Here is a 23,831-nt window from a genome sequence, read left to right as displayed (position 1 = left end):
GGTGCGAAGTGGCGAGTACAGGAACGGACGGGACGGCCAGACCTATGGTCAGAATGGCTGCCGCACACGAGAAAATTTTACGCATGAGCATTCTTCCAAGTGTTCGTCTGAACATAACACCGGAATTAATACACCAGAGCTGCCCGGCCCAACAAATCGAGTCCGAGACCTGCGGTTGCCGGCTGGGCGAGTTCTATTCGCTTGTTTGATCTAATTGTCTGCGGATATTGCGCATTGCTTTCGATTCCGGAGTGCGCGTCGACTCGGAAAGTTCAATGGCGCGTCGGAGTGTCGTGCGGGCAGCGTCCATCTGACCGGTTCGCAGCTGCAAATCGGCCAATGCCTCACAGGCATGGGCCTCCTCCTCGGGTGCCTCGATCTGCCGGGCGAGAGCGACGGCCTGGCTGAGATGGTCGAGTGCCTCCGACGTCCGGTCGAGTGCGCGCTCGGCTCGGCCCGATCCGCGCAGCGCGCCGGCCTCCTCCCGCTGGGCGCCGATCGATCGGGCGAGTTCGAGTGCGCGCGAGTTCTGGTCGAGGGCGGCGTCGAACTGTCCTGTCTCCAGATGTACGGCGCCCAGCCCGTTCATGGCGTCGGCCTCGGCCCGTCGGTTTCCCGTCTGGCGGAAGGTTCGGAGCGCCGCCCGGTAGAGATCTGCGGCTCGGTCGGCTTCGGCGGGGAGCCGCAGGGACGCCGCGAGGTTCACGTGGATGGCGGCGAGATCGTTCGGCGGCAGGATGGTTTCCCCGATTGCCAGGATTTGCTCGAATGCGTCGCGCGCAGCAGTCGGGTTTTGACTGCTGAGATGTATTCCGCCGAGATTGCCGAGAATCTGCAGACTGAGTCGTGCAGCACCGAGGGTCTTGGCGAGGGGGAGGGCTTCGGAGAAGGCGTCGAGCGCTGCCTGGCTGTCGCCGAGGTGCAGGAGGATGGTGCCGAGGTTGTTCAGGCAGCGGGCCGTGTTCCACTCGTCCCCCGATTGCCGGTGAATCTCGACGACCTCGCGCTGCGTCGCCAGCGAAGCCGACAGATCGCTCTGGCTCCACCGGATCTGGGCGAGTCTCTCCAGCGCCGCTGCGGTGCACTCGGCGCTGCCTGCCACTCGCGCGATCGCGAGGGCGCGCTCCGAGGACCGCCGGGCGAGGGTGTACCGGGCGGTGCGGATCCGGATCGAGGCCAGGGCCAGGAGGGCGTGGCTCTCGGCCAGCTCCTCGCCGCGGCCGTGCCAGTGGTGTGCCGAGGCCCGGTGCATCTCGTCGGCCTCGCGCCACAGCCCCTCGGTTTCGAGGTGGTCGGCGAGGACGTGGGCGAGCCAGGCCGCCTCCTCGGTCAGGCCGGTGGCCCGGGCGTGGGCCTCCACGGCGACCAGGCCGGGGAGTTCCACCCCCAGCCAGGCCCTGACGGCCGTGTCGTCGGGCCAGTCGAGCCCGTCCACCAGCGCGTCCACGGGGGCGGGGTGTGGGGCTTGGGGGAGGGTCAGCCGGAATCGCCGGGGATTGAGCGTGCGGTCGGCTCGATCGGCTGCCCGCAGCGCGAACCCGATGAGTCGTCGCACCGCCTGCTGCCGTTCCTCGGCCGTGACGAGATCGACGGCGAACTCGCGCAGGAGGTCGTGCAGCACGTACCGTTCCGGCGAGTTCTCCTGGAGCATGTGCAGGTCGTGCAGGCTCTCCAGGATCCGGTCGGTCTCCCGCAGGGGGCGTCCGATCAGGGCGGCGGCGGTGTCGGGGCCGAGGTCGGGGCCGGGGTGCAGGCCGAGCCGGCGGAACGCCTCCTGCTGGGTGCGGGAGAGTGAGCGGTACGACACGTCGAAGGCCAGGGCCACGCTTTCGAGCCCGTGGCGGAGCTCGTTGAGCCGGCCGCTGCGGCGGGACAGCCGCCGCACGAAGTGTTCCAGGGACCAGGTGGGGTGGGCCTTGAACCGGCTCGCCGCCAGGTCGACGGCGAGCGGGAGCCCGCCGCACCGCTCGACGAGCGCATCGACCTCGGCGGGATCGCCGGTCCGTTCCTTGCCGGCCAGTGCGACGAAGAGTCCGGCCGCGTCCTCGGGCGACATGGGGTCGAGGTAGAGCGGACTGCAGGGGAGTTCGGCGAGCCGGTGACGGCTGGTGACGAGGATGCAGGAGGCGGGATTGCCCGGGAGCAGGGGGCGGACCTGTCCGGGCCCTCGGGCGTCGTCGAGCACGACCACGGCCCGGCGCTCGGCGAGGAGTCCGCGGCACCGGGAGGCCAGCTCGTCCCGGTCGGTGGGGATCGAGGCGGCCGGGACCCCGAACTGTCTGAGCAGCAAGGTCGCCACCGCCTCGGTGTCCAGCGGCTGTTGGGCGCCGCCGTTGGCGCGGAGGTCGACGTAGTACCGGCCGTCCGGGAAGCGGTCCCGGAGGAGGTGCGCGGCGGTGACGACGAGGCTGGTCTTCCCGGTGCCGGCCATGCCGGAGACCGCGCGGATGCAGCCGCCCGCGCTGTCCGGCGAGCCGCTCGTGGGCGCCGACAGCAGGTGCCGGAGTTCCGCGTCGCGGCCCACCATCCGGTGCCGCACGGGGAGGTAGTTGCTGCGCGCGGGGCCGTGCTCGGCGGCGATGGGCGGAGCGACGGGGCGCCCCGGGCGGGTCAGGATCTCGCCGATCGGGGCGCGGCGGAGGATGCGCTGCTGTAGTGCCCTGAGCTGTTCGCCGGGTTCGGCGCCCAGGTACTCCAGCAGTTCCCGCCGGGTCCGCCGGAACACGTCCAGCGCCTCGGCGAACCTGTCGCAGCCGTAGAGCGCGGTGATCAGGTGGCCCGCCACCCGTTCGTCGGTCGGTCGCTGTTCCGCCAACGCGGCCAGTTCGGGGACGAGTTCGGCGAAGTGCCCGAGTCTGAGCTCGACCTCGCAGCGGGTCAGCATGGTGGCGAGCCACTGGTCGCGCATGGTGCTTCTGGTGGCCCGGGCCCACTCGCCGGGCAGACCGGCGAGGGGCTCGCCCCGCCAGGTGTCGTCGGCGCGCCGTAGGAGTTCGAGCGCCTGGCGGTCGTTGCCCGCGTCGGCGAGCGCTCGGGCGCGTCGCCCGAGCCGGACGTACCGGGGCCAGTCGACCCGGTTCGGATCGGTGTCCAGGGCGTAGGCGTGCGACTTGCGGTTGATCACCGCGGGCGGCGCGCCGTCGTCGGCGTGCTGTGCCTTCCGGAGCGCGGAGCGCAGCCGGGAGACGTAGGAGTGCACGGCCTCCCGGGCTTTGGCCGGGGGCTCGTCGCCCCAGAGCCGGGTGATCAGGGTGTCCAGCGGTACCGGTCGGCCGACGTCGAGCGCGAGTGCCGCGGCGAGACAGCGCAGCTTGTTGGTCCCGAGCGCCACGGGCTCTCCGTGGACGGACAGTTCGACTGCTCCGAGCACATGGAACTCCACGGTACCCCCGCCGGTCGGTCCCCATCCGTCGCCTCGGAGAGCATGGCATGTGTGCGGCCGGTCGGCCATAGCACGTACCGGCCTCGGGGCGGTTCGGCTTCGGCATGTTCTCCGGCTTTCCGCCTGCTGTGTGGTATTCGCCCCGGGGTCGCCGTCGCTCGGGCCTGGCGTCGCTCGGGCCTGGCGTCGCATCAGGGCCGGTCTCCCGCAGGCGGTTCGGCGGCGGGCACGAAGGCCTCGTACCGTCCGGCGACACTCAGGATGTCGGCCAGGAGGGCCTCCCCCTGCTTCGGCGTCCTGAACTCCTCCGCCGGCTCCTGCTGTCGCCGGTGGTTCTTCTCCAGGTCCGACGCGGCTTGTTCCACGCACCGGGCCGTCGAGTACGCGTCGGTCGCCGAGGACGCGTCGGCCGCCGAGGTCGCGGACGAGGTCGTGGGCGATCAGGGCGTGCCGGAGGACGGGGAACCGTCCGAGGCGAGGGGTGGTGGGCCCGCCGGGCACGGTGCCTCGGCGGGCCGCGTCGCACGTCGGTGGATCACACCGCGGGCGCCCCGGTCTCCTTCAGCGTGCCGTCGGCCAGCCGGAGCCAGCGGTTCACCCCGATCTCGGCGAGGAAGCGCTCGTCGTGACTGACCACCAGGAAGGCGCCCTGGTAGGAGTTCAGGGCGCTCTCCAGCTGGCCGGCGCTGACCAGGTCGAGGTTGTTGGTCGGCTCGTCGAGCAGCAGCAGGTGCGGGGCCGGTTCCGCGCACAGCACGCAGGCCAGGGTGGCGCGCAGCCGCTCGCCGCCGGAGAGCACCCCGACCGGCAGGTGGGCCCGGGCCCCGCGGAAGAGGAAGCGGGCGAGCAGGTTCATCCGCTCCGTCTCGGGCCGCTCGGGGGCGAACGCGGCGAAGTTCTCCGCCACGGTGAGGTCGAGGTCCAGCAGGTCCAGGCGCTGCGAGAGGTAGGCGATCCGTCCGTCGTTGCGCTTGATCTCCCCGCTGTCCTGGGCGAGTTCGCCGGTGACCAGGCGCAGCAGGGTGCTCTTCCCGGCGCCGTTGGGCCCGGTCAGCGCGATGCGCTCGGGGCCGCGGACGCTCAGGTCGACGCCGCCCTCGGCGAACACCGGCCGGCCGGCGTGGCGGACCTGCAGGCCCTCGCCGAGGAAGAGGTTGCGCCCGGCGGGCACCTGGGTGTCGGGCAGTTCCAGGGAGAGGCGCTGCTCCTCGCGCAGGGCGCGCCCGGCCTCGTCGAGCCGGGCCTTGGCCTCGCCGACCCGGGCCGCGTGCATCTGGCCGGCCCGGCCCGCGGACTCCTGGGCGCCGCGCTTCATGTTCCCGGCGAAGATGCGGGGCAGTCCGGCGTTCTTGAGGTTGCGGGCGGCGTTGCTCTGGCGGCGCTCGGCGCGTTCGCGGGCCTGCTGCATCTCCCGCTTCTCGCGCTTCAGCTCCTGTTCGGCGTTGCGGACGTTCTTCTCGGCGACCTCCTGCTCGGCCCGGACGGCCTCCTCGTACGCGGTGAAGTTCCCGCCGTAGAAGCGCAGTTCGCTGTTGCCGAGTTCGGCGATGTGCTGCATCCGGTCGAGCAGCGCGCGGTCGTGGCTGACCAGCAGCAGGCAGCCGTTGAAGTCCTCCAGCACGTCGTAGAGCTTGTGCCGGGCGTGCGCGTCGAGGTTGTTGGTCGGTTCGTCGAGCAGCAGCACGTCGGGGCGCTTGAGCAGTTGGGCGGCGAGGCCGAGGGAGGCGATCTGGCCGCCGCTGAGCGTGCTCAGGCTGCGGTCCGGGGTGAGGTCGGCCAGGCCGAGACGGTCGAGCTGGGCGCGGGTGCGCTCCTCGATGTCCCAGTCGTCGCCGATGGTGGTGAAGTGCCGCTCGTCGACGTCCCCGGATTCCACGGCGTCGATGGCCCGGATGATCCGGGCGATGTCGAGCACCTCGGCGACGGTGAGGCCGGAGGTCAGGGGCAGGCTCTGGCGGAGGTACCCGAGGCGTCCGGTGGACGTCACCGAGCCGGTGGCGGGCTTGAGTTCGCCGGCGATCAGCTTGAGCAGGGTGCTCTTGCCGGAGCCGTTGGGGGCGACCAGGCCGGTCCGGCCGGCGGGCACGGTGAAGGACAGGTCGTGGAAGACCGGGGTGTCGTCGGGCCAGGCGAAGGAGACGTTGGAGCAGACGACGGCAGCGTCGGACATGGGGATGACCTCGAAGGGAATGAGGGCAGGAAGACGGACCTCTGCCCTGGGCAGACGTGCGGAAGATGGGTACGACGAAGCCGACCACCTCGGCGGCGCTCCTGAAGCACCGGCCGGTGGCCGTCAGATCCGGGTCTCACCCGGAGATGTCGTCGTCACCCGCCACGTCTGCCACTCCTCGATCACACGACTGCAGGTCACGGCCACTGTAGCAGGAGCCGCCGGCCGGCCGGATGGCCGGACGGGTGCGCCCCCGGTGGGTGTCGACCGGCAACTGCCCTTCGCGGCAGCGGCCTTCGCCCCGGCCGGGGCATGCCGAAGGGGCCGGCAGCCGGTGCTGTCGGCCCCGTCGGTGCGGGGTCACTCGACCCGCAGGGGTCCCGCACGCCGCGGGGATCGTCAGGCCTGCTTGACCGTGATGCGCCCGTTGCCGGTGCTCAGGGCGAGCCGGTACCGGCCGGACGGGTCGTCGGAGACCCCGATGTCCTGGTGGCCGTTGTCGCTCTTCGCGGACACCTTGTACGCGGCGGCCGGCACGAGCAGGGTGATGGCGCCGTTGGAGGTCGACGCGGAGACGTCCTGCGGCCTGGTCGAGGTGATGTCGATCGCGCCGTTGTGGGTCTCGGCCCGGATGCGGTCGCCGTTCAGTCCGCGCCCGGTGATGGCGCCGTTGGTGGTCGTCACCTCGGTGCTGCCGTTCACCCCGTCAAGGTCGACCGCCCCGGAGTGGGTGGAGACCTGCACGGCGCCCACCCGGGAGAGGCTGACCGCGCCGGAGGAGGTCCGGCCGCTGACCGGCAGCCCCGCGGGGACGTCGACGGTGTAGGTGACCGAGCAGTACTGGCCGCAGCCGCCGAGCACCAGCACGCCGTTCTCGACCCGACTGGTCGCGCCCGGCTTGTCGTTCTTGTAGCTGACCGACCGGTGCACGGAGACCTTGTCGAGGCCGTCCTTGCCGCGCAGGGTCACGCCGCCGGAGGTGGTGTCGAGCTTCACCGCGGTGATCGTCCCGCTCACCGCGGCGTCGTCGTCGAAGTTGCTGTCGGGAGCCAACCCGCAGGCACTGAGACCGCCCACGGCGGCCGCGAGGACGACGAAGGACGCGAGGCGGCCGGACTGTTGGCGCATGTCATTCCCCAGATCTGGAGGGCTTTCCCGAACGGGCCCCGTCGCGGGGCGGACCCGACGACGCTATCCCGGTGCGAATGTCATCGGCCATGGGGCTAACCCCCCTCTCCAGATGGGGAGTTACCCCACATTGGGGACGCCGGGCGGCTGCGGATCGCCGGAGAACCGGCGCAGGGCGACGCCTGGTGGGAGCGGCGTCCGAAGCAAGTGCGACGTTCGAAGGAAGAGAAGAGGCCCTCGGAAGCGGCGGCGTGATCGCGGTCCCGGCGGGTGGTGCGACACGCCCTGTGCGCGACCTTCGGGCGGAGGGGCGCCGGATCGACGGGGGAGCGATCCGGCGCCCGGCTCGGCGCCGGGGGCCGCGGCCTCGCCGCATCACCCGGTACGGGCCGACCGGGGCCGCGCCATCAGGGGCGTGCCGATCTGTCGACCTGTCAGAAGAATTCTACGGACAACGACTTGACCTGTCCATGGGGAGTCCGGGGCGCCGGGCGAAGGTCACGCCCCGCGGGTGATGATCTCCTTCACGCCTTCCATGACGGCCTTGCCGGTCCGCCACTTCCGGAGGTGGCGGTCCGCTGCCAATTCCTCGACGGTCGAGGTCAGCCAGGCGTCGTCACCGAGCCGTTCGACGTGGCCGAGGCCGACGATGTCCCCCAGCAGTTGCCGCAGCACCGTGAGCTCGGGCGCCGGGTACCACCACCCGTGGTGGACGAACCGGGGCCGCCACAGGTCGTAGGGGTGCCGGACCATGGCGCTGAGGCAGGAGCCGTGGGCGCCGATCGCGCCGTCGTACGCGTTCAGGAGGCCGCCGACCGGTGTGCTGGGGAACCGGCCGCGGGTGAAACCGAGTTGCAGGCTCATCAGGCGGTCCCACGGCACCAGGAACGGATCCCGCCCGGCGACGCGGTGCTCGAAACCCCCGGGGAGGACGGCGAGGTGCGCCGTGCTCTCGTGGTCGCCGATGAACCAGCCGCCGTCGATCCGCACCAGGGGCCCGAGGCTGACGGGCGGTGCTTCGGCGCGGGAGGCAGCGGAGGAATCGGGGGTGTCGGAGGAATCGGGGGTGTCGGAGGCGGTCGACCGGTCCGCGGCGGTGGGGTGGTTGGCGTTCACGGCTCTCCTCAGGGCATGCGGTGCTGCGCACCGACCAGTCTTCCCGGCGCCACCCCTCGGGTCACCATACCGGCCGGCAGGGGCCGTTGAGCGGGAGGACGCGAAAGCCGCCCTTCCGGCACCGGGGTTACTCGGCCTCGGACCCGGCCCCGACGCCGGCGCCGGAGTTCGACTCGGCGCCCGCCGGGACGGCCTCCAGCGCGGTCATCCGCGGGAGCAGGAGCAGCACCGCGACCAGCAGGACGAGCAGCAGGCCGCCGCCGATCAGCAGCGGGGTGCGGATGCCGACGGCGGAGGCGATCCAGCCGCTGAGGGCGGCGCCGGCCATGATGCCGAGGCGGCTCAGCAGCATGTAGCAGCTGTTGACCCGGCCGAGCAGCTCCTTCGGCACGGCCTGCTGGCGCAGCGAGATCGCCTGGATGTTCCAGGTGACGATCCCGAAGCCGACCACGCCGTACAGTGCGGCCACTTCGGCCACCGAGGTGCTCAGGCCCATCAGGATCAGCGAGACGCCCATCAGCAGGAAGGCGAGGGCGATCCGGGTGCCCCGGCCGAGCAGCCGGCTGAGCCGGCCGGCCAGCGTGCTCGCGGCGGTGCCGCCGATGGCGCCGGCCGCGAGCACGATGCCGTAGGCGGCGGCGGGTGCGTGGATGACCCTGGTGACCATCAGGACCATCATGGTGGTGCCCATGAAGCAGGCGAGCGCGCCGAGGGTGGAGAGCACGGCGAGCATCCGCACGTCGCGGTGGTGGAACAGCCAGTCGACGCCCTCGCGGATCTCGGTGAGCACCGGGCGGCGGTCGGCCCGGGTGCGCGGCGCGGTGGAGCGGCCGGTGGCGGCGACCAGGACGGCGGCGAGCGCGAAGGACACGCCGTCCACCGTGAAGGGGGCGGCGGCGGCCACGGCGAACAGCGCCGAGCCGAGCAGCGGGCCGATCAGGTTGCCGCCGACGAGCATGTTGGCCTGCATCCGGCCGTTGGCGGCGTCGAGCTGGTCGGGGCGGACCAGCTCGGGGACGGCCGAGGTGGCGGCGTTGGAGAAGACTGTCTCGCCGCAGCCGAGCAGGAAGGCCAGTGCGGCGAGCGCGACCAGCGGCGGGTCGGCGACGAAGATCCAGCAGGCGAAGCCCAGGACGACGGCGGCGCGCGCCGCGTCGATCGTCCACATCAGCCGTCGCCGGTCGGCCCGGTCGGCGAGCACGCCGCCGTACAGGGACATCAGCAGGAAGGGCAGGGACGCGGCGACGGAGACTACGGAGACCGCGCCGGGGGAGTCGGAGACGGCCACCGCCAGCAGCGGCAGGGCGGAGTCCCGCATGCCGTCGCCGACCGAGGATATCGCCGACGCGGACCACAGCAGATGGAACTTCCGGCCCAGTTGAGGACGGCTTTTCGAGGGCTTCGCGGCCAGGTCGGCTGAGGTCACCGACGCAGTATGTCATGTCCGCGGAGGGCCGTTCGGGCGGTTTCCGAACTGCCTGAGGTGTCCCGAACTGTCCGTGTCGGGAGGGGTGTCGGGCTCATCCACCGGTGTCCGGAGTGTCCGGTGGGCCGCAGTGGATCCGGCCGGGTCCCGGTCGCGTCCGCCCCGCCCCGCCCCGCCCCGACCCGCCCGCCCGCCCGCCCGGCCGGGGCGGGCGGGCGGCGGAGCGGGTCAGGCGAACGCGAAGCCGGAAGCGAACGCGACGCGAGCGCCCGCGCGCCCCCGGTCGCGCCCGGGGTCAGTGCTTCGGCACGGCGTCCGCGGACTCCGGCAGCGGGTAGGCGCCGGGGTCGACCGGGCCCGGGAGGTCGGTCGCCGGGCGGCCGGGCGCGGTCGGGTCCGGCAGCGACGGCTGGGCCGGCGGGGCCGGGACCTGGCTGAACGGGATGCCGGGCGGCGACTGGACCGGGCTGGTCCGGCCGAGGGGCGGGGCGCCGCGGCCCTGGACGGCGCAGCCCGCCAGGCCCTCCAGGCCGTCCGGGCTCTGGACGGCCGGCTGGTTGCCGGTGAAGCAGTTGCCCGGGTCGACGGAGGCGAGCACCAGGTCGGTGCCGTTGCCGGTGGCCCGATTGTCCTCGACGCGGTTGCCGCTCGCCGGGTGCCCGGGCGGGTCGGTGACGAGGATCCCGGCCGCGCGGTTGCCCCGGACCAGGTTGCGCCGCACCTGGTTGACGGTGCCGCCGCCGATCCCGATGCCGATGCCGTAGGCGCCGTCGGCCTGTTGGGGGGTGTCGGTGGCGTTGTTGTCGGTGACGACGTTGCCCGCGAGCACCGCGCCGTGCTGCGGGGCGAGGGCTTCGAGGTCGTTGGAGTTGAGGGTGACGCCGACCCGGTTGCCGCGGACCAGGTTGCCGACGACGGTGAGGTTGTCGGAGGCGTTGGTGATCTCGATGCCGACGGCGTTGCGCTCGACGGTGTTGCCCCGCACCAGGGTGTCGCAGGGCTTGCACTGGCCGACGTAGATGCCGGAGTCGGCGCCCCCGGAGGCGTACGAGTCCTCGATGACTCCGCCGCGGGCGTCGAAGGCGTAGATGCCGTACAGGCCGTTGTTGTACGCGGTGACGTTGCTGGCGCGGAAGCCCTGGACGGGCGGGAAGCGGACGGTGTCCAGCGGGTCGTAGGCGGAGCCGCCGGCACCGTGCTGCTGCAGCTTCTCGTCGGTGACGCCGGTGAACAGCACGCCGTTGGCGAGGTAGCCGTGGACGGTGAGGTTCTCCACCACCGAGCCGGGGCCGGAGACGGTGATGCCGTTGACCAACCGCAGCCCGCCGTCCAGGACCACGGTGTTGCGGTCGGTGCCGCGCAGCACGATCTTGGGCTTGGTGAGGCGCACGCTCTCCCGGTAGGTGCCCGGGTCGACCAGCACGGTGTCCCCCTCGCGGGCCACGTCGACGGCCTGCTGGACGGTCGGGAAGTGCTGCGGGACCCGGATGACCGTGCCGTCCGGGTGCTTGGCGTCGGAGGAGGTCGAGCCGCCCGAGGAACATCCGGCGAGGGCGAGGACGGCGGCGGCGAGCAGCGCGGGCAGACGCCTGACGGTTCGGGTCCCGCGTGAGGGTGTTGCGGTCGGGCCGGGGTGACGGGAGGTCAAAAGTTGCATACGGCGTGTTCTATCGTCTCCAATGTCGCCCATGCATGCCGAAGCCGGAAAGGCGCAGGACCGGACACCGACCGTCAGGACCGGTGTGGGCCGGAGGGCCCTGATCACGGGCGGGGCGGTGGCGGCCGCCGGACTCGGTGCCGGGGCCGCGGCGTTGGCCCTGGGCGGCGGCGACGGCCGGGCGGACCCCGGCCGTCCGGCGGCGGCGCCGGAGCCGTCCGTTGTGCCCTTCCACGGCGAACGGCAGGCCGGGGTGACGGCCCCGCAGCAGCCGGCCACCCAACTGCTGGCCCTCGACCTGGCGCCCGCCGCGACCTCGGACGGGCGGGCCGCCCTGCGCGGCCTGCTCGGCGGGCTGACCCGGGTGCTGGCCGAGGCGGCGGGCGCCCGCCCGGCGGACGCGCGGCTGCGGGACGGCCGGCCGGCCGGGCTCAGCAGCCTGGTGGGGGTCGGGCCGGGCCTCGCCGCCCGGTTGGGGCTGAACGTTCCGCCGGCCCTGCTGACCGAGCTGCCCGCCTTCCCCGGGGACCGGCTCGACCCGGCGCGCGGCGGCGGCGACCTGGTGGTCCAGCTGTGCGCGGTGGACCGCTGGCCGCTGTCCGTGGTCGCCGAGCAGGTGGGCGAGGCGGCCCGGGCGGCCGGTGCGACGGTGCGCTGGACGCAGTCCGGATTCCTGGCCCGGACGACCGGGGGCGCCACCCCGCGCAACCTGTTCGGCTTCAAGGACGGCACGGCGAACCCGGACGGTACGGACAGCGGGCAGTGGGTCTGGGGGCCGCCGGGACCGTACGAGCACGGGACGGCGCTGGTCTACCGCCGGATCCGGATGGACACCGCCGCCTTCGCCGCCCTCCCCGGGGACCGCCAGGAGCAGGTGATGGGCCGCCGGGCCGGCGACGGCGCCCCGCTCACCGGCACGGCGGAGCACGACGAGCCGGACATCTACACCAAGAACCCGGACGGCTCGTACGTCATCCCGGCCACCGCGCACGTCCGCCTCTCCAGCCCCCGGCTGGACGGCGGCGCCCGGATGCTGCGGCGCGGCTACAGCTACGACGACGGCCCGGGCGACCGCGGCCTGCTGTTCTGCGCCTTCATGCGCGACCCGGCCCAGTTCACCCGGGTCCAGAACCGGCTGGCCGCCCGCGACGCCCTCAACGCCTTCGTCGAGCACACGGCCTCGGCGGTGGCCTACGTGCTGCCGGGCGCGCCCGAGGGAGGGACGCTGGGGGAGGGGCTGTTCGGATGAGCCGTTCGGGTGAACGGTGCGGAGGAACAGCCGCTGTCCGGCGGGAACACGAGCACCGGCGCAGTGGCGCCGAGTGCGTCGAGGGGCGCCGGGAGCGGTGGCCGAGCGCGTTGCCCGACTGTTGACGCCGAGCGGGGCGCCGACCGCGCTCCCGGGCGCGGCTACCAGTCCACCGGGAGGCGGGCCGGGCTCCGGGTGGTGCCGCCGAGCTGCCAGGCGAGGTCCGCGACCGGGGCGGTGAGGCGCAGGCCGGGCAGCGCGGTGGCGAGGCGGTGCAGGGACTCGCGCATCTCCAGCCGGACCCGCCAGGCGCCGATGCAGTAGTGCGGTCCGGCGCTGAAGGCGAGGGTGGGGGCGGCGAGCGGGAGGCCGAGGTCGGCGTCGAGGCCCTCGGGGTGGACGGCCGGGTCGCGGTTGGCGCTGCCGAGGCTGACGGCGACGACCGAGCCGGCCGGGATGGTGACGTCACCGACCTCGATCGGCGCGGTGGTCCGGCGGATGGTGGCCTCGTCGTCGCCGAGCGGGATGTAGTGCAGCAGGCGTTCGGCGGTGCGTTCGGCGATGCCCGGGTCGGCGAGGCGCGGCCAGTGCTCGGGGCGTTCGCCGAGCACGTAGACCAGGGCGTTGGCGAGGGCACCGGCGACGCTCTCGTTGCCGCTGGCGGTGAGCCCGGCGACCAGGAAGACGAGGGACTCCTCGGGGACGCCGCCGTCCTGGTCCGCGGCCCGGACCAGCCGGCTGACCAGGTCGTCACCGGGCTCGCGGCGCCGGCGGGCGACCAACTCGCCCATGAAGGAGCCGAATTCGGCGAGGGTGTCGTCGTGGCCGGTCTCGGTGCCGCGTGGGTCCTCGCCCTGGTCCTCGCCCTGGGCGAGCAGCGCGAGCGTCCAGCGGTGCAGCCGCTCCTCGTCCAGGTGGTCGGGCCCGTCCCCGTCGAGCCCCATCAGCCGGGTGGTGACGGCGAACGGCACCGGCCGGGCGAACGCGGGGACGAGGTCGGCCGGCGGGCCGGCGGCGACCAGCCGGTCCACGGACTGCTGGACGGCGGCGGCGACCCAGGGCTGCCAGCCGGCGATGGCACGCGGGGTGAAGGCCCGTTGGGCGGTGCCGCGCAGCCGGCGGTGGGCGGGCCCGTCCTGGTTGAACAGGGACGCCGGGTTGGCGGCCACGTCGGCGGTGGCACCCGCGGTGCCGACGTCATGCAGGTCGGCCCGGGTGACCCGGGGGTCGCCGAGGACCTGCCGGACGTCGTGGTAGCGGGTGATCAGCCACGCGGGGGTGCCGTCCGGGAGGGTGGTGGGGTGGGGCGGCTGGGCAGGGGTGAGGGGGAGCCGGTGGAGTGGGGGGAGGGTGGTCCGGGGGTCGGCTGCGACGGAGTCCATGGGTCCCTTCACGGGGTTCGGAGGTCCGGCTGGTCGAGGGGAGTCGAAGCGCTTAATTGTCATATATTCATAGGAAATTGGAGGCTTGCGGTACTTCTCCCGTTACGCCCCGATGATATGCCCTCGGCGCCCCCAATCGGGTGCCGGATCGGCGGGCAGCAGCGGCCGGAGGGCGCCCAGTACGGATGCCCGGGATCGCGGACGCCGGTCCGACGGTCGGCGGCTTCGGCCGCTTCACGGGCGCGGTCTTCGCCGGGTACGGCGTCGCCTGGATCCGGGCCGCCCGGCAGGCGCCGGTGCCCGCCCGGGCGGTCCGATGGTTGGCGGCGGTGCTCCTGCTGGGCGGCCTCGCGCGGGTGCTGTCGATCGTGGTGGACGGCCGGCCGCACTGGTTCCAGCTGGTGCTGATGGCTTCGAACTCGGGCTCGCACCGGTGTACTTGTGGCTCGCCGACGCCGACGCCGACGAGCGGGCTTGGAGCGGGACCGGGAGCGGGACCGGGACCGGGGCGGCGGCGCGGCCGGGGCCGACGAGCGGCCGCGGGGCGGGGCTCAGCCCACCGGGGCGTAGTCCGCCAGGTGGGCGGCGAGGGTGGCCCGGTCGACGGTGGCGCCGGTCAGTGAGACATAGCCGTCCGGGCGGACCAGCACGACGGCGTCGCCGCGCAGCCCGTACGCCCGGGCGACGTGGCCGCCGGGGTCGAGCACGGCGGCCCGGCGCAGGCCCGGGAGGGCGGGCGGATCGAACGGGCCGGACGGGGTGGACGGGCCGGACGGGTCGGACGGGTCGGACGGGTCGGACGGGTCGGACGGGGTGGAGTCGGCGGGCAGGTCCGGGCCGCCGGCCGGTCCGGCCAGGGTCGGGTGCTCGCCGACGGTCAGCAGGGTGAGGTGCGGGCCGCGGAACAGGTCGAAGAGCCGGGTCGGCGTGCCGTCGGCGGTGGTGCAGGGCGCGTCGGGGGCGCGGTCGCCGGCCCGGATGCCGGTGGTGTCGTCGAGGTCGCGGCCGAGCGGCCCGCCGCGGTAGCCGACCGACAGCCCGGTGAAGTCGGCCCCCGCCGCGTTGGCCATGGTGCGGAACTGGTCGGTCAGGGCGCGGGCGCCGTCGGCGCCGAACAGTCTGCGGTGCTGGGTGGAGGTGGCGGCCAGGACGGCGGCGGCGACCGGCAGCCGCTCGGCCTGGTAGCTGTCCAGCAGTGCCTCGGGTGCGCCGCGCAGCACGGCGGCCAGCTTCCAGCTCAGGTTGTGCGCGTCCTGGATGCCGGTGTTCATGCCCTGGCCGCCCGCCGCCGAGTGGCAGTGCGCGGCGTCCCCGGCGAGGAACACCCGGCCGTCGCGGTAGCGCTCGACCATCCGGACCGTCGGCCGCCAGACGGTGGACCAGGTCGGCTCGTGCAGCCGGACCCCGGGCAGACCTGCCCGTTCGGCGAACAGCCGGCGGAAGGTCTCCGGGGTCGGGGCCGGCAGCTCGCCGTGCCCGTCCGGTTCGACGAGGACGTGCGCGGCCCAGGTGTCGTCCTCGCGCATCGGGACCAGCACCAGGGCGCCGACCCCCAGTCGGGGGTGGTTCCACAGGTGCATGCGGTCGGCGTCCAGGCCGTCCACGTCCAGGGTGGCCATCAGGAAGCGTTCCTCGTCCCAGGTCTCGCCGAGGAAGGGGATGCCGGCCAGTTTGCGGACGGTGCTGCGGCCGCCGTCGCAGCCGACCAGGTAGCGGGCGCCCAGCTGCTCGGTTCGGCCGTCGCGGCGGAGGGTGGCGAGCACGCCGTCCGCGTCCTGGGTGTGGCCGACCAGCTCGGTGCCGGTCTCCACGGTGACGCCGTACCCGGCGAGCCGCGCGCGCAGCACGGCCTCGGTGTGGTGCTGGGCGAGCAGCAGCATGCCGTTGTACGGGCGGTCGGGGGTCGGGCGGTTGGTGGGCGCCGGGTCGACCTCCCCGACGATCCGGTCGCCCTCGTAGGTGCGGACCTTGAGGTTGAGCGTGCCCCGGTCGAGGATCGCGTCCGCGACGCCGAGGTCGTGGAAGACCTCCAGCGTGCGCGGGGTGACCCCCTTGCCGCGCACGCCCCGGTCGCGGAAGCCCGGCTCCCGCTCGACGACGCGGCAGGCGATTCCGGCTCGGGCCAGGCCGAGGGCGAGCGCGAGGCCCACCGGGCCGGCGCCGGCCACCAGGACCTCGGTCGCACGGTCGGGGTGGGCGGGGCGAGTGCTGTGAACGGTGCGCATGACGGATCCCCCTCGGCCCTTCGGCCATAAGATACGGCGCGTTTCCTGCTTCCGACTGTAGACTCGGGCCCGCAAGAAACGCAACGTATCTACGAGGGGTGGGTGCGGAAACCCGTGGAGCAGGGCAGGCCGGTGCGGCGGCGCGGCGACGAACTGGAACGGGCGATCCTGGACGCCGTCTGGGGCGAACTCGTCGAGCACGGCTACGACCGGCTCACCATGGACGGCGTCGCCGCCCGCGCCCGGACCAGCAAACCGGTGCTCTACCGGCGCTGGCCGAACCGCCCCGCCCTGGTCATCGCCGCCCTCGGCCACAACGCCCCGGACTTCCAGGAACCGCCGGACACCGGCGAGTTGCGCACCGACATGCTGCTCTTCATGCGCAGCCTGCTGCACCGCTTCGACGACCTGCCGGGCGAGGCCGTGCACGCCTTCCTGGTCGACCTGCTCCGCGACCCGGAACTCCGGGCCCGCTTCACCGGTTCGCTGACCTCCGGCGGACCGGTGAACACCCTGGAGACGATGCTGCGCAGAGCCGCCGCCCGGGGCGAGATCAACCCCGACCGGATCACCCCGAGGGTCGTCTCGCTCCCGCTCGACCTGCTGCGCGACGCCTTCCTGACGGGCGGGACGGTGGCGCCGGACCAGGTGGTGGAGGAGATCCTGGACGAGGTCGTGCTGCCGCTGCTCCGGGCACCCTCGGAGGGCCGACCGCGCGGTGGCGTGCTTCAGTGCCGATCGAACGAACGTCCGTGAAGGGGGTCCGGAACATGAGCGGCGCCGTGGTGGCGGTCAGCAGCAACGCCGAGTACTCGTTCACCAAGCCGAACCGGGACGGCATCACGCTGCTCGCCGGACTCGGCGTCGAGGGCGACGTGCACGCCGGGGTGACGGTCAGGCACCGCTCCCGCGTCGCCCAGGACCCGACCCTGCCCAACCTGCGCCAGGTCCACCTGATCCACCGCGAACTGCTCGCCGAACTCGGCGGGTCGGGCTTCGACGTGGCACCGGGCGCGCTCGGCGAGAACATCACCACCGAGGGCGTGGACCTGCTCGGTCTGCCGGTCGGCGCCGTGCTGCGGATCGGCCCGGAGGCAGCGGTGGAGATCACCGGCCTGCGCAACCCGTGCGCCCAGATCGACGCCTACCGGCCCGGCCTGCTCAAGCAGGTCGTCGGCCGCGCCGAGGACGGCACGATCGTGCGCCGCGCCGGAATCATGGGCATCGTCCGCACCGGCGGCCCGGTCCGGCCCGGCGACACCGTCGCGGTCGAGCTGCCCGACGGCCCGCACCGCCCGCTCGACCGGGTCTGAGGTCGTCGGGGCATCGGGGCATCGGGGCATCGGGGCGTCGTCGATCGACGACACGGATGGTCCCCCAAGTCCGCTGCTCCACAAGCCGGATGGCCGTCGAGCATACCCCTACCCCGTAATGGCGACGGCTCCCGGTGCGCGAGCGGCCGGGAGCCGGGGTGGAGCCTTCGTCGTTGGCGAGGGTCAGGACCTGACCAGACGGGCGATGGCCTGATTGGCCTCGCGGAGCTTGGTGCTCGCCTCCTGGCCGCCCTCGGCGATGGCGTCCCGGACGCAGCATTCGATGTGCTCGTCGAGGAGTTGAAGGGCGAAGGACTGGAGGGCGCGACTGGCGGCGGAGACCTGGGTCAGGACATCGATGCAGTAGGTGTCCTGCTCGACCATGCGCTGAAGACCACGGATCTGGCCCTCGATGCGGCGGAGCCGCTTGAGGAAGTCGTCCTTGTGGGAGCTGTAGCTGGCCATGGCCGTCTCCGGTTCCTGTGCGGTGAGGCGTGCTCACACCCTACCGGCGATGCGGCAGGGGGGAGTCGGCCCGGACGGGCGGGGTGGTGTCCGCCCGTCCGCCCGGGCCGGCGTCTGCGGGTCAGCCCTCGACGCGGCCGACCAGGTCGTAGCCGGCCTCGTCGACGGCGGCGGCCACCTCGGAGTCGGCGAGCGGCCGGGTGCTGCCGACGGTGACCTTGCCGGTGGCGAGGTCCACGGCGACGTCGTCGACGCCGTCGAGCTTCTTCAACTCGGCGGTCACCGAGGTGACGCAGTGGCCGCAGGTCATGCCCTTCACCTGGAAGACCGAGGTTCGGGCGGACTCGGCGGCGGGTGCCGCGCCGGTGCCGCACGAGCCGCAGCAGGAGGAGGTCTCGGTGGCGGCGGACTCGACGGTGACGGTGGTCTCGCTCATGGGTGTGCTCCTGTCGTGGATGCCCGGCGCCGGCCGGGATGTCCGGGCGGCTGCTTCGCCGGTGAACATACCATACCCCCCTAGGGTAATGAAGAGGGTTCCCCGCGACGCCTCCCGTCCGGCCGGCGCAGCGCCGTCCGGTGCGACGTGGGCGTCAATACGGCGCTGTGGCAGTCCTGTTGCGGGTGTCCGGGCAAGGTGGAGGCGCTGCCCCGCATCCCCCGGACGCCCGACACCACCACCATCACCAGAGGTGAACCCCATGGACCAGAGCACCCGGCCCGCCGCCCCGCGCGGTCTGCGCGAGATCCTCGCGGCCGGCGAGCGGACCTACTCCTTCGAGTTCTTCCCCGCCAAGGACGAGGCCGGTGAACGCGCCCTGTGGGCGGCGATCCGGCGGGTGGAGGCGGTCGCGCCGACCTTCGTCTCGGTCACCTACGGCGCCGGCGGCTCCTCGCGCGACCGCACCATCGGCACCACCGAGCTGATCGCCGCGCAGACCACCCTGCGCCCGGTGGCCCACCTGACCGCCGTCGGCCACTCCACCGCCGAACTCCAGGCAGTCCTGCGGCGCTACGCGGACGCCGGCATCCGCGACGTCCTCGCCCTGCGCGGCGACCCGCCGGGCAACCCCAACGGCGCCTGGCAGCCGCACCCGCAGGGCCTGCGGTACGCGGCCGAGCTGGTCCAATTGGTCAAGGACTGCGGCGCGTTCACCGTCGGCGTGGCCTCCTTCCCGGAACGCCACCCGCGCTCGGCGGACTGGGACGGCGACATCCGGCACTTCGTCGCCAAGTGCCGCGCCGGCGCCGACTACGCCGTCACCCAGATGTTCTTCGAGGTCGAGCACTACCTGCGGCTGCGCGACCGGCTGGCCGCGGCGGGCTGCGACACCCCGGTCATCCCCGAGATCATGCCCGCCACCGACGTGCGCCAGATCGGCCGCTTCGCCGAACTCAGCGGCGCCTCCTTCCCGGCCGGCCTGGCGCGACGACTGGAAGCGGCCCGCGGCGACCGCGCGACGGCCCACCGCATCGGCGTCGACCACGCCACCCGGATGGCCGAGCGCCTCCTCCACGAGGGAGCCCCGGGCCTGCACTACATCACCCTGAACCGCTCCACCGCCGCACTGGAGATCCACCGCAACCTCAACCCGACGGCCCGCCCCCTGACCGCCACCCCCGCCTGACCCCGAACTCCCCCCACAGATCTGTTCCGCGAGGCCGTCGAGCGCGGGGAACACCTCGCCGCCCGGTGACGGTCATCGGCGGCCGGGCCGGTGAGAACCGGCCCGGCCACCCCGCTGGACTCCACCCGCGCGAGGCCGGGACTTCCGGTGGGCGGCCGTCAGGCGGGGGTGGGGGTCACCGGGTGCGGTAGGCGTCGGTGATGGTCTGGTCGAGGGTGTTGCCCTCGGCGTCGGTGAGTTCGGCGCGCAGGGAGACGGCGGTGCCCGCCGGCGGGTTCTGGACGGTGACGGCGCCGGCCTCGACCGGAAGGCGGGTCCACGAGGCGCCGCCGTCGGTGGAGGCCGAGACGGTCAGGGAGCGGGTGCGGCCGTCCGCGGCGGCGCCCTGCACGGTGATCGGGATGCGCAGCGGGCTGCCGGCCGTCGCGGTGCCGGCCGGAGTGAGCTCGGGGGAGAACCGTACGACGCTCACCGGGAGGGCGGTCGGCCCGGTGGTGGCGGCCGAGGTGAAGGTCCAGGACGCGTTGACGCGGGTGGTCGCGCCGGCCGCGGCCTTGCGGGTCGCGGTGGCGGCCAGGCGGTACGGGGCCTTGCCGGGGGGCACGGTGAACTCGCCGCGTCCCGCCGCGCCGGATGCGGCACCGACCAGCACGCCGTCGCGGTACAGCGAGGTGTAGGCGGTGTCGAACGACGGGGTCCACGGCGCGTGGCCGTCGCCGTCGGCGAGCAGCGGGACGTCGGCGGTGATCCGGTCGCCGTCGCGGGAGACGGCGGGCCGGTCGGTGAGCGCGGGGCCGAAGACGGGGCCGTCGAAGGTGTGGGTGGTCGTGGTGCCGGCCCGGACGGCGAGGCGGTCGGCGGTGTAGTGGTTGGGCCTGCTGCCGTCGGCGCGGGGGACGGTGACGCCGATGTCCCAGGTGCCGCGCTCGGGTGCGACGAGGAAGGTGGCGGTGCCGGGGGTGGCGATGCTCCGGGACTCGCCGATGCTCGCTCCGTCGGTCGGCTGGAGGCTGACGAGCGCGGTGCCGGCGCCGCCCGGTCCGGCGGCGCCGCGGATGTTCACGGTGGCCAGTTCCCGCGCGGAGTAGTGCTTGCTGAGCCCGGTCAGCGCGCGGGTGCCGGAGAAGGTCCTGCCGAGCAGGTAGCCGCGGGTGCCGGTCTCCCAGTTGACGTCGAACCACTGCTTCACCTCCCCGGCCTCGGTCTCCGGTCCGAGGTGGGCGACGCGCAGGTTCGGCGACCCGTTGGCGACGTTGACGGTCCGGGTGGCACCTTCGTGGGTAACCTCGACGAACATTCCACTGTGCCGGAAGCGCGCGGTGTCGTCCGGCGGCCGGACGTCGACGAGGGCGGTGGTCCGCGCGTCGACGGTGACGGTGGTGTCGTGGTCGAGGTCGAGGCGCGGCTGCACGATCCAGTCCGTCCAGATCGTGCCGCCCGGCTCCAGACCCGAGGTCAGATTGCTGTCCAGCAGGTACCGGCCCTTGGGCAGCCGCACGGTGGTGGTGCCGGAGGGGGCGTCCAGTTGGACCGAGGTGTCGGCGCCGGGGCCGGAGATCCCGGTGACGCTGGTCCGGTACGGCGCGGTCGCGCGGCCGGCGCGGTCCAGGTGCTTGACGGTGAGGGTGTACGTCTCCGGCTCCGCGGCGAAGGCCGTGCCGGTGAAGGCCGTGCCGCCGAGGGCGGGGGTCGAGGTGCCGACCAGGGCGACGGCGACGGCCAGGGCCCGGAGGGCGTTCCGGCGGGGAACGGAACGGGCGGCGGAGCGGGCGGCGGAGCGGGCGGCGGAACGAGGGACGGAACGAGCGACGGGGCGGCGTGCGGGACGGGGAGCGGAGGTTGCGGTCATGTCCTGTACTGCTCGGGCGGACGGGGGAGTTCCTGTGACCCATGTCACCGGAACCCGGGCGCCGGACCGGGCAGGGCAGAGTGTGGAAGCACTCATGAGAACGCGTCTTCGCCGCGGCGACCCCGACGTCCTGGGCGAGCTGTACGACGAGCACGCCCAGGTGTTGTACCGCTACGCCCTGCGCGTGACGGGGGACTGGGCGGAGGCCGAGGACGTCGTCTCGACGACCTTCCTGGAGGCGTGGCGCGGCCGGGAGCGGCTGCACCCCGACGGCGACGGGCTGCGGCCGTGGCTGCTGGGGATCGCGACCAACGTCATGCGCCGCAATGCCCGTGCCCGTCGGCGCCGTGACCTCGCGCTCGCCCGGATCCCGGAGCGCGGTTCGGTCCCGGACTTCGCCGACGACCTGGTCGCGCACCTTGCGGACGTGGAGCAGTTGCGTGCCGCGCGCCGGGCGCTCGCCCGGCTCCGGCGCCGCGACCGGGAGGTCTTCACCCTCGTGGTGTGGGCCGGACTGGACTACGCGAGCGCGGCCGAGGCGCTCGGCACGCCGGTCGGCACGGTCCGCTCGCGGCTGTCCCGGGCCCGCGCCCGGCTGCGCGAACTCACCGAGGCCGAGGCCCATGCCGAGGCCAGAGCCGCGGCCAGGGCGCACGCCAGGGTCCGCGCCGCCGTCCCCGCCCTGCCCGTACCGGGCCGCCTCCCCGCGCTCCGGCCGTCGACCCAGGAGAGCCGCGGATGAACGCCACCCCATGGCACGGCAGACCCGGCCCGTCGGCCGAGGAGCCCTCGCGGCCTGAGCATACGGAGCAGCCCGAGCAGCCCGAGTGGCCCGAGGAGTCGGAGCGCCGCGCACTCGCCAAGCTGCTGCCCCCGCCTCGGGTTCCCGGCCTGGTCGCCGATCGCCAACTGATCCTGAGAGAGGCGCTGTTGCGCCGAGCCGCCGAGCCGCAGGGCCGCCCCGCTCAGCGTGCCCCGCTCCGGCGGTCGGCCCGGTTCCGGATCGCGGTGCCGGCGCTCGCCTGCGCGCTGGCGGTGGCCGGCGTCGTGGCGGTGGACCTCGGGGGCGCGGGGACGGCCGGGCACGACCGTACGGTGGCGCAGGGCGGTGCCACCGGTACCTCCGAAGCCGTACGGCTCCTCGACCGGATCGCGCTCGCCGCCGCCGAGTCCGAGCAACCGACGGCCCGGGCCGACCAGTTCGTCTACGTCGAGAGCAAGGTCGCGTACACCGCGCAGAGTGCGGCGGGTAGCCCTGTGACGATGGCTCCCGCACACACCCGGCAGGTCTGGCTGTCCGCCGACGGCAGCCGTCCCGGCCTGCTGCGCGAGGAGGGCGGGCCCGACACCCGGCTCGGCGAGGACGGGCCGGTCCTCCTCCTCGACCGGCCGGGGGCGTCGCCGCGGCCCGACGTCTCGCGCGGGAGCGGCCCGTCGATCGGCGAACCGACCCACGCGTACGTCGCCTCCCTGCCCACCGATCCGGACGCCCTGCTGAGGCTGATCGGGGAACAGACCCGCGGCGGGGGCCAGGACCCGGACCAGCGGGCGTTCACCGCGATCGGCGACCTGCTCGCCGAGACCTGGGCGCCGCCGCAGGTCGGTGCGGCGCTCTACCGGGCCGCCGAGCGGATCCCGGGGGTGACGGTGGTCGCCTCGGCCGTCGACGCCGCCGGGCGTGAGGGCATCGCCGTGGCCCGTACGGCGTACGGGCAGCAGACGCAGTGGGTCTTCGACCGGACCACGTACGCCTTCCTCGGCGAGCGCACGGTCCTTGTCGAGACCGGCGACGCGGGGCCGGCCGGGACGGTGGTCGGCACCTCGGCGGTCCTCACCAAGGCCGCCGTCGACCGGGCCGGCGAGCTTCCGCCGGAGCGGCCGGGCGGCTGACCCCGGCCCCGGAGGAGCCGGGGGAGCCGGAGGGTCAGAAGGTCACGACGATCTTCCCGGCCAGCCTGCCCTCGCGGAACCGCTCGTGCGCGGCCCGGACCTCCTGGAGGCCGTAGGCGGCGTGGACCCGAAGCCGCAGGGCGCCGGAGTCGACCAGCCGGGCCAGCTCGCCCAGCCCGGCGCCGTCCTCGCGCACCTGGTGGACGGTGGTGCGCACGCCCCGGGCGGAGAGATCGGGGACGGGGCCGGCCTGGGTGGCGATCGACGCGTACCGGCCGCCGTCCGCGACCGCCTCGGTGACGAAGGCCCCGAAGGCGTCGAACACCGCGTCGTAGCCGCGGCCCGGGAAGTCGGCGGGGTCGGTGGAGACGAGCCGCGCACCGTGCTCGCGGGCGAAGGCGGTCTGGGCGTCCCGGGAGACCAGAGCGTCGACCTCGGCGCCCCGGGCCCGGGCGATCTGCAGGGCCAGTCCGCCGACCGCGCCGGCGGCACCGGCGATCAGCAGCCGCTCCCCGGCGGACACCGCGAGCCAGTCCAGAGTCTGGAGGGCCGTCAGCCCGGGCAGCGGCAGCGTGGCGGCCTCGACCAGGCTGACCGTCCGCGGTGCGACGGCCACCGCCGCCACCGGAAGCGCGACCAGGTCGGCCCAGGTCCCGCGCGCGGTGCCGAGCTGGTGGGACATCGCGATGACCCGGTCGCCCGCCCGCAGCGCGCTGTCGCCGCCGTCGACCACGACGCCGGCCAGGTCCCAGCCGAGCGTCATCGGCAGCGGGGGCGCGCCCTCGCCGATGGCTCCCTCCCGGGTCTTGTCGTCGACGGGGTTGATGCCGGTCGCGACGGTCCGGACCAGCACCTCCCCGGGCCCGGGCACGGGCCGGGGGGTTTCTACGAGGTCGAGGACCTCGGGAGTGCCGAAACGGTCGATCTGGACGGCGCGCACGGAGGCCCCTCTCC

General features: G+C 74.0%; 21 protein-coding genes. 8 read left to right on the top strand and 13 right to left on the bottom strand.

Annotated elements, in window-relative coordinates; genetic code table 11:
- Positions 1 to 209: hypothetical protein (locus ACWGJO_RS11565; protein WP_452183252.1), on the top strand; the 209-nt coding region annotated here is incomplete at its 5' end.
- Here the strand turns inward: ACWGJO_RS11565 and ACWGJO_RS11560 are convergent.
- The 7 genes from ACWGJO_RS11560 to ACWGJO_RS11530 form a co-directional block, all read right to left on the bottom strand.
- The gene (locus tag ACWGJO_RS11560; protein ID WP_452183251.1) at positions 194 to 3,370 is read right to left on the bottom strand and encodes an AfsR/SARP family transcriptional regulator; all 3,177 of its coding nucleotides are present in this window, start codon (positions 3,368 to 3,370) and stop codon (positions 194 to 196) included. The genes ACWGJO_RS11565 and ACWGJO_RS11560 overlap by 16 nt on opposite strands.
- Before the next feature lie 203 nt (positions 3,371 to 3,573).
- On the bottom strand, positions 3,574 to 3,747 hold the full coding sequence (locus ACWGJO_RS11555) for a hypothetical protein (protein WP_452183250.1): 174 nt from the start codon (positions 3,745 to 3,747) through the stop codon (positions 3,574 to 3,576).
- 170 nt (positions 3,748 to 3,917) lie between these two features.
- Positions 3,918 to 5,552 (bottom strand): ribosomal protection-like ABC-F family protein, encoded by a 1,635-nt coding sequence (gene abc-f / locus ACWGJO_RS11550; RefSeq protein ID WP_452183249.1) that lies wholly within the window; start codon positions 5,550 to 5,552, stop codon positions 3,918 to 3,920.
- Positions 5,553 to 5,951: 399 nt separating this feature from the next.
- A complete protein-coding gene (locus ACWGJO_RS11545; RefSeq protein ID WP_452183248.1) occupies positions 5,952 to 6,680 on the bottom strand; it encodes a DUF4097 family beta strand repeat-containing protein in 729 nt (242 codons plus the stop codon).
- Positions 6,681 to 7,178: 498 nt separating this feature from the next.
- The gene (locus tag ACWGJO_RS11540; protein ID WP_452183247.1) at positions 7,179 to 7,796 is read right to left on the bottom strand and encodes a hypothetical protein; all 618 of its coding nucleotides are present in this window, start codon (positions 7,794 to 7,796) and stop codon (positions 7,179 to 7,181) included.
- A gap of 127 nt (positions 7,797 to 7,923) precedes the next feature.
- The gene (locus tag ACWGJO_RS11535; RefSeq protein WP_452183246.1) at positions 7,924 to 9,222 is read right to left on the bottom strand and encodes an MFS transporter; all 1,299 of its coding nucleotides are present in this window, start codon (positions 9,220 to 9,222) and stop codon (positions 7,924 to 7,926) included.
- A 295-nt stretch (positions 9,223 to 9,517) separates the two neighbouring features.
- Positions 9,518 to 10,879, bottom strand: coding sequence for a right-handed parallel beta-helix repeat-containing protein (locus ACWGJO_RS11530; protein ID WP_452183245.1), 1,362 nt, complete (start codon positions 10,877 to 10,879; stop codon positions 9,518 to 9,520).
- Between the two features lie 31 nt (positions 10,880 to 10,910).
- Here ACWGJO_RS11530 and ACWGJO_RS11525 point away from each other — a divergent pair, with 31 nt between their 5' ends.
- Entirely contained in the window at positions 10,911 to 12,128 is a 1,218-nt protein-coding gene (locus ACWGJO_RS11525) for a Dyp-type peroxidase (RefSeq protein ID WP_452183244.1), read from the top strand.
- Positions 12,129 to 12,289: 161 nt separating this feature from the next.
- Here ACWGJO_RS11525 and ACWGJO_RS11520 read toward each other — a convergent pair whose 3' ends face one another.
- Positions 12,290 to 13,510: a cytochrome P450 gene (locus ACWGJO_RS11520; RefSeq protein WP_452183243.1), complete on the bottom strand. Its 1,221-nt coding sequence runs from the start codon at positions 13,508 to 13,510 to the stop codon at positions 12,290 to 12,292.
- Positions 13,511 to 13,695: 185 nt separating this feature from the next.
- Between ACWGJO_RS11520 and ACWGJO_RS11515 the strand changes: the two genes are divergently transcribed.
- Complete coding sequence (locus ACWGJO_RS11515) at positions 13,696 to 14,133, top strand: DUF4345 domain-containing protein (protein WP_452183242.1); 438 nt, start codon at positions 13,696 to 13,698, stop codon at positions 14,131 to 14,133.
- Here ACWGJO_RS11515 and ACWGJO_RS11510 read toward each other — a convergent pair.
- Positions 14,062 to 15,735 carry an FAD-dependent monooxygenase gene (locus tag ACWGJO_RS11510; RefSeq protein ID WP_452183241.1) on the bottom strand — a complete coding sequence of 558 codons (1,674 nt, stop codon included), beginning with the start codon at positions 15,733 to 15,735 and terminating at the stop codon, positions 14,062 to 14,064. The two genes, ACWGJO_RS11515 and ACWGJO_RS11510, sit on opposite strands and share 72 nt — an antisense overlap.
- Before the next feature lie 102 nt (positions 15,736 to 15,837).
- Here ACWGJO_RS11510 and ACWGJO_RS11505 point away from each other — a divergent pair, with 102 nt between their 5' ends.
- Both ACWGJO_RS11505 and ACWGJO_RS11500 read left to right on the top strand, forming a co-directional pair.
- Complete coding sequence (locus tag ACWGJO_RS11505; protein WP_452183240.1) at positions 15,838 to 16,491, top strand: TetR/AcrR family transcriptional regulator; 654 nt, start codon at positions 15,838 to 15,840, stop codon at positions 16,489 to 16,491.
- Between the two features lie 14 nt (positions 16,492 to 16,505).
- The gene (locus ACWGJO_RS11500; RefSeq protein WP_452183239.1) at positions 16,506 to 17,048 is read left to right on the top strand and encodes an MOSC domain-containing protein; all 543 of its coding nucleotides are present in this window, start codon (positions 16,506 to 16,508) and stop codon (positions 17,046 to 17,048) included.
- A gap of 183 nt (positions 17,049 to 17,231) precedes the next feature.
- Here ACWGJO_RS11500 and ACWGJO_RS11495 read toward each other — a convergent pair whose 3' ends face one another.
- Complete coding sequence (locus tag ACWGJO_RS11495) at positions 17,232 to 17,513, bottom strand: metal-sensitive transcriptional regulator (RefSeq protein ID WP_452183238.1); 282 nt, start codon at positions 17,511 to 17,513, stop codon at positions 17,232 to 17,234.
- A 121-nt stretch (positions 17,514 to 17,634) separates the two neighbouring features.
- A complete protein-coding gene (locus ACWGJO_RS11490) occupies positions 17,635 to 17,949 on the bottom strand; it encodes a heavy-metal-associated domain-containing protein (RefSeq protein WP_452183237.1) in 315 nt (104 codons plus the stop codon).
- A 262-nt stretch (positions 17,950 to 18,211) separates the two neighbouring features.
- Here ACWGJO_RS11490 and metF point away from each other — a divergent pair, with 262 nt between their 5' ends.
- Positions 18,212 to 19,138, top strand: a complete 927-nt coding sequence (metF, locus tag ACWGJO_RS11485) for a methylenetetrahydrofolate reductase [NAD(P)H] (RefSeq protein WP_452183236.1) — start codon at positions 18,212 to 18,214, stop codon at positions 19,136 to 19,138.
- 175 nt (positions 19,139 to 19,313) lie between these two features.
- Here the strand turns inward: metF and ACWGJO_RS11480 are convergent, their stop codons facing one another.
- Positions 19,314 to 20,987, bottom strand: a complete 1,674-nt coding sequence (locus ACWGJO_RS11480) for a serine protease (RefSeq protein WP_452183235.1) — start codon at positions 20,985 to 20,987, stop codon at positions 19,314 to 19,316.
- A 94-nt stretch (positions 20,988 to 21,081) separates the two neighbouring features.
- On the opposite strand from ACWGJO_RS11480, the gene ACWGJO_RS11475 reads away from it, so the two are divergent.
- Both ACWGJO_RS11475 and ACWGJO_RS11470 read left to right on the top strand, forming a co-directional pair.
- Positions 21,082 to 21,729 (top strand): RNA polymerase sigma factor, encoded by a 648-nt coding sequence (locus ACWGJO_RS11475; protein ID WP_452183233.1) that lies wholly within the window; start codon positions 21,082 to 21,084, stop codon positions 21,727 to 21,729.
- Positions 21,726 to 22,877, top strand: a complete 1,152-nt coding sequence (locus ACWGJO_RS11470; RefSeq protein ID WP_452183232.1) for a CU044_5270 family protein — start codon at positions 21,726 to 21,728, stop codon at positions 22,875 to 22,877. Before ACWGJO_RS11475 ends, ACWGJO_RS11470 begins: the two co-directional genes overlap by 4 nt.
- Positions 22,878 to 22,911: 34 nt before the next feature.
- Here the strand turns inward: ACWGJO_RS11470 and ACWGJO_RS11465 are convergent, their stop codons facing one another.
- A complete protein-coding gene (locus ACWGJO_RS11465; RefSeq protein WP_452183230.1) occupies positions 22,912 to 23,817 on the bottom strand; it encodes an NADP-dependent oxidoreductase in 906 nt (301 codons plus the stop codon).
- Positions 23,818 to 23,831: the final 14 nt, after the last annotated feature.

It is taken from the genome of Kitasatospora sp. NPDC054795 (assembly GCF_053611565.1).
Note: the sequence above shows the minus strand (reverse complement) of the source record. Positions and strands in the feature narration are given on the sequence as shown.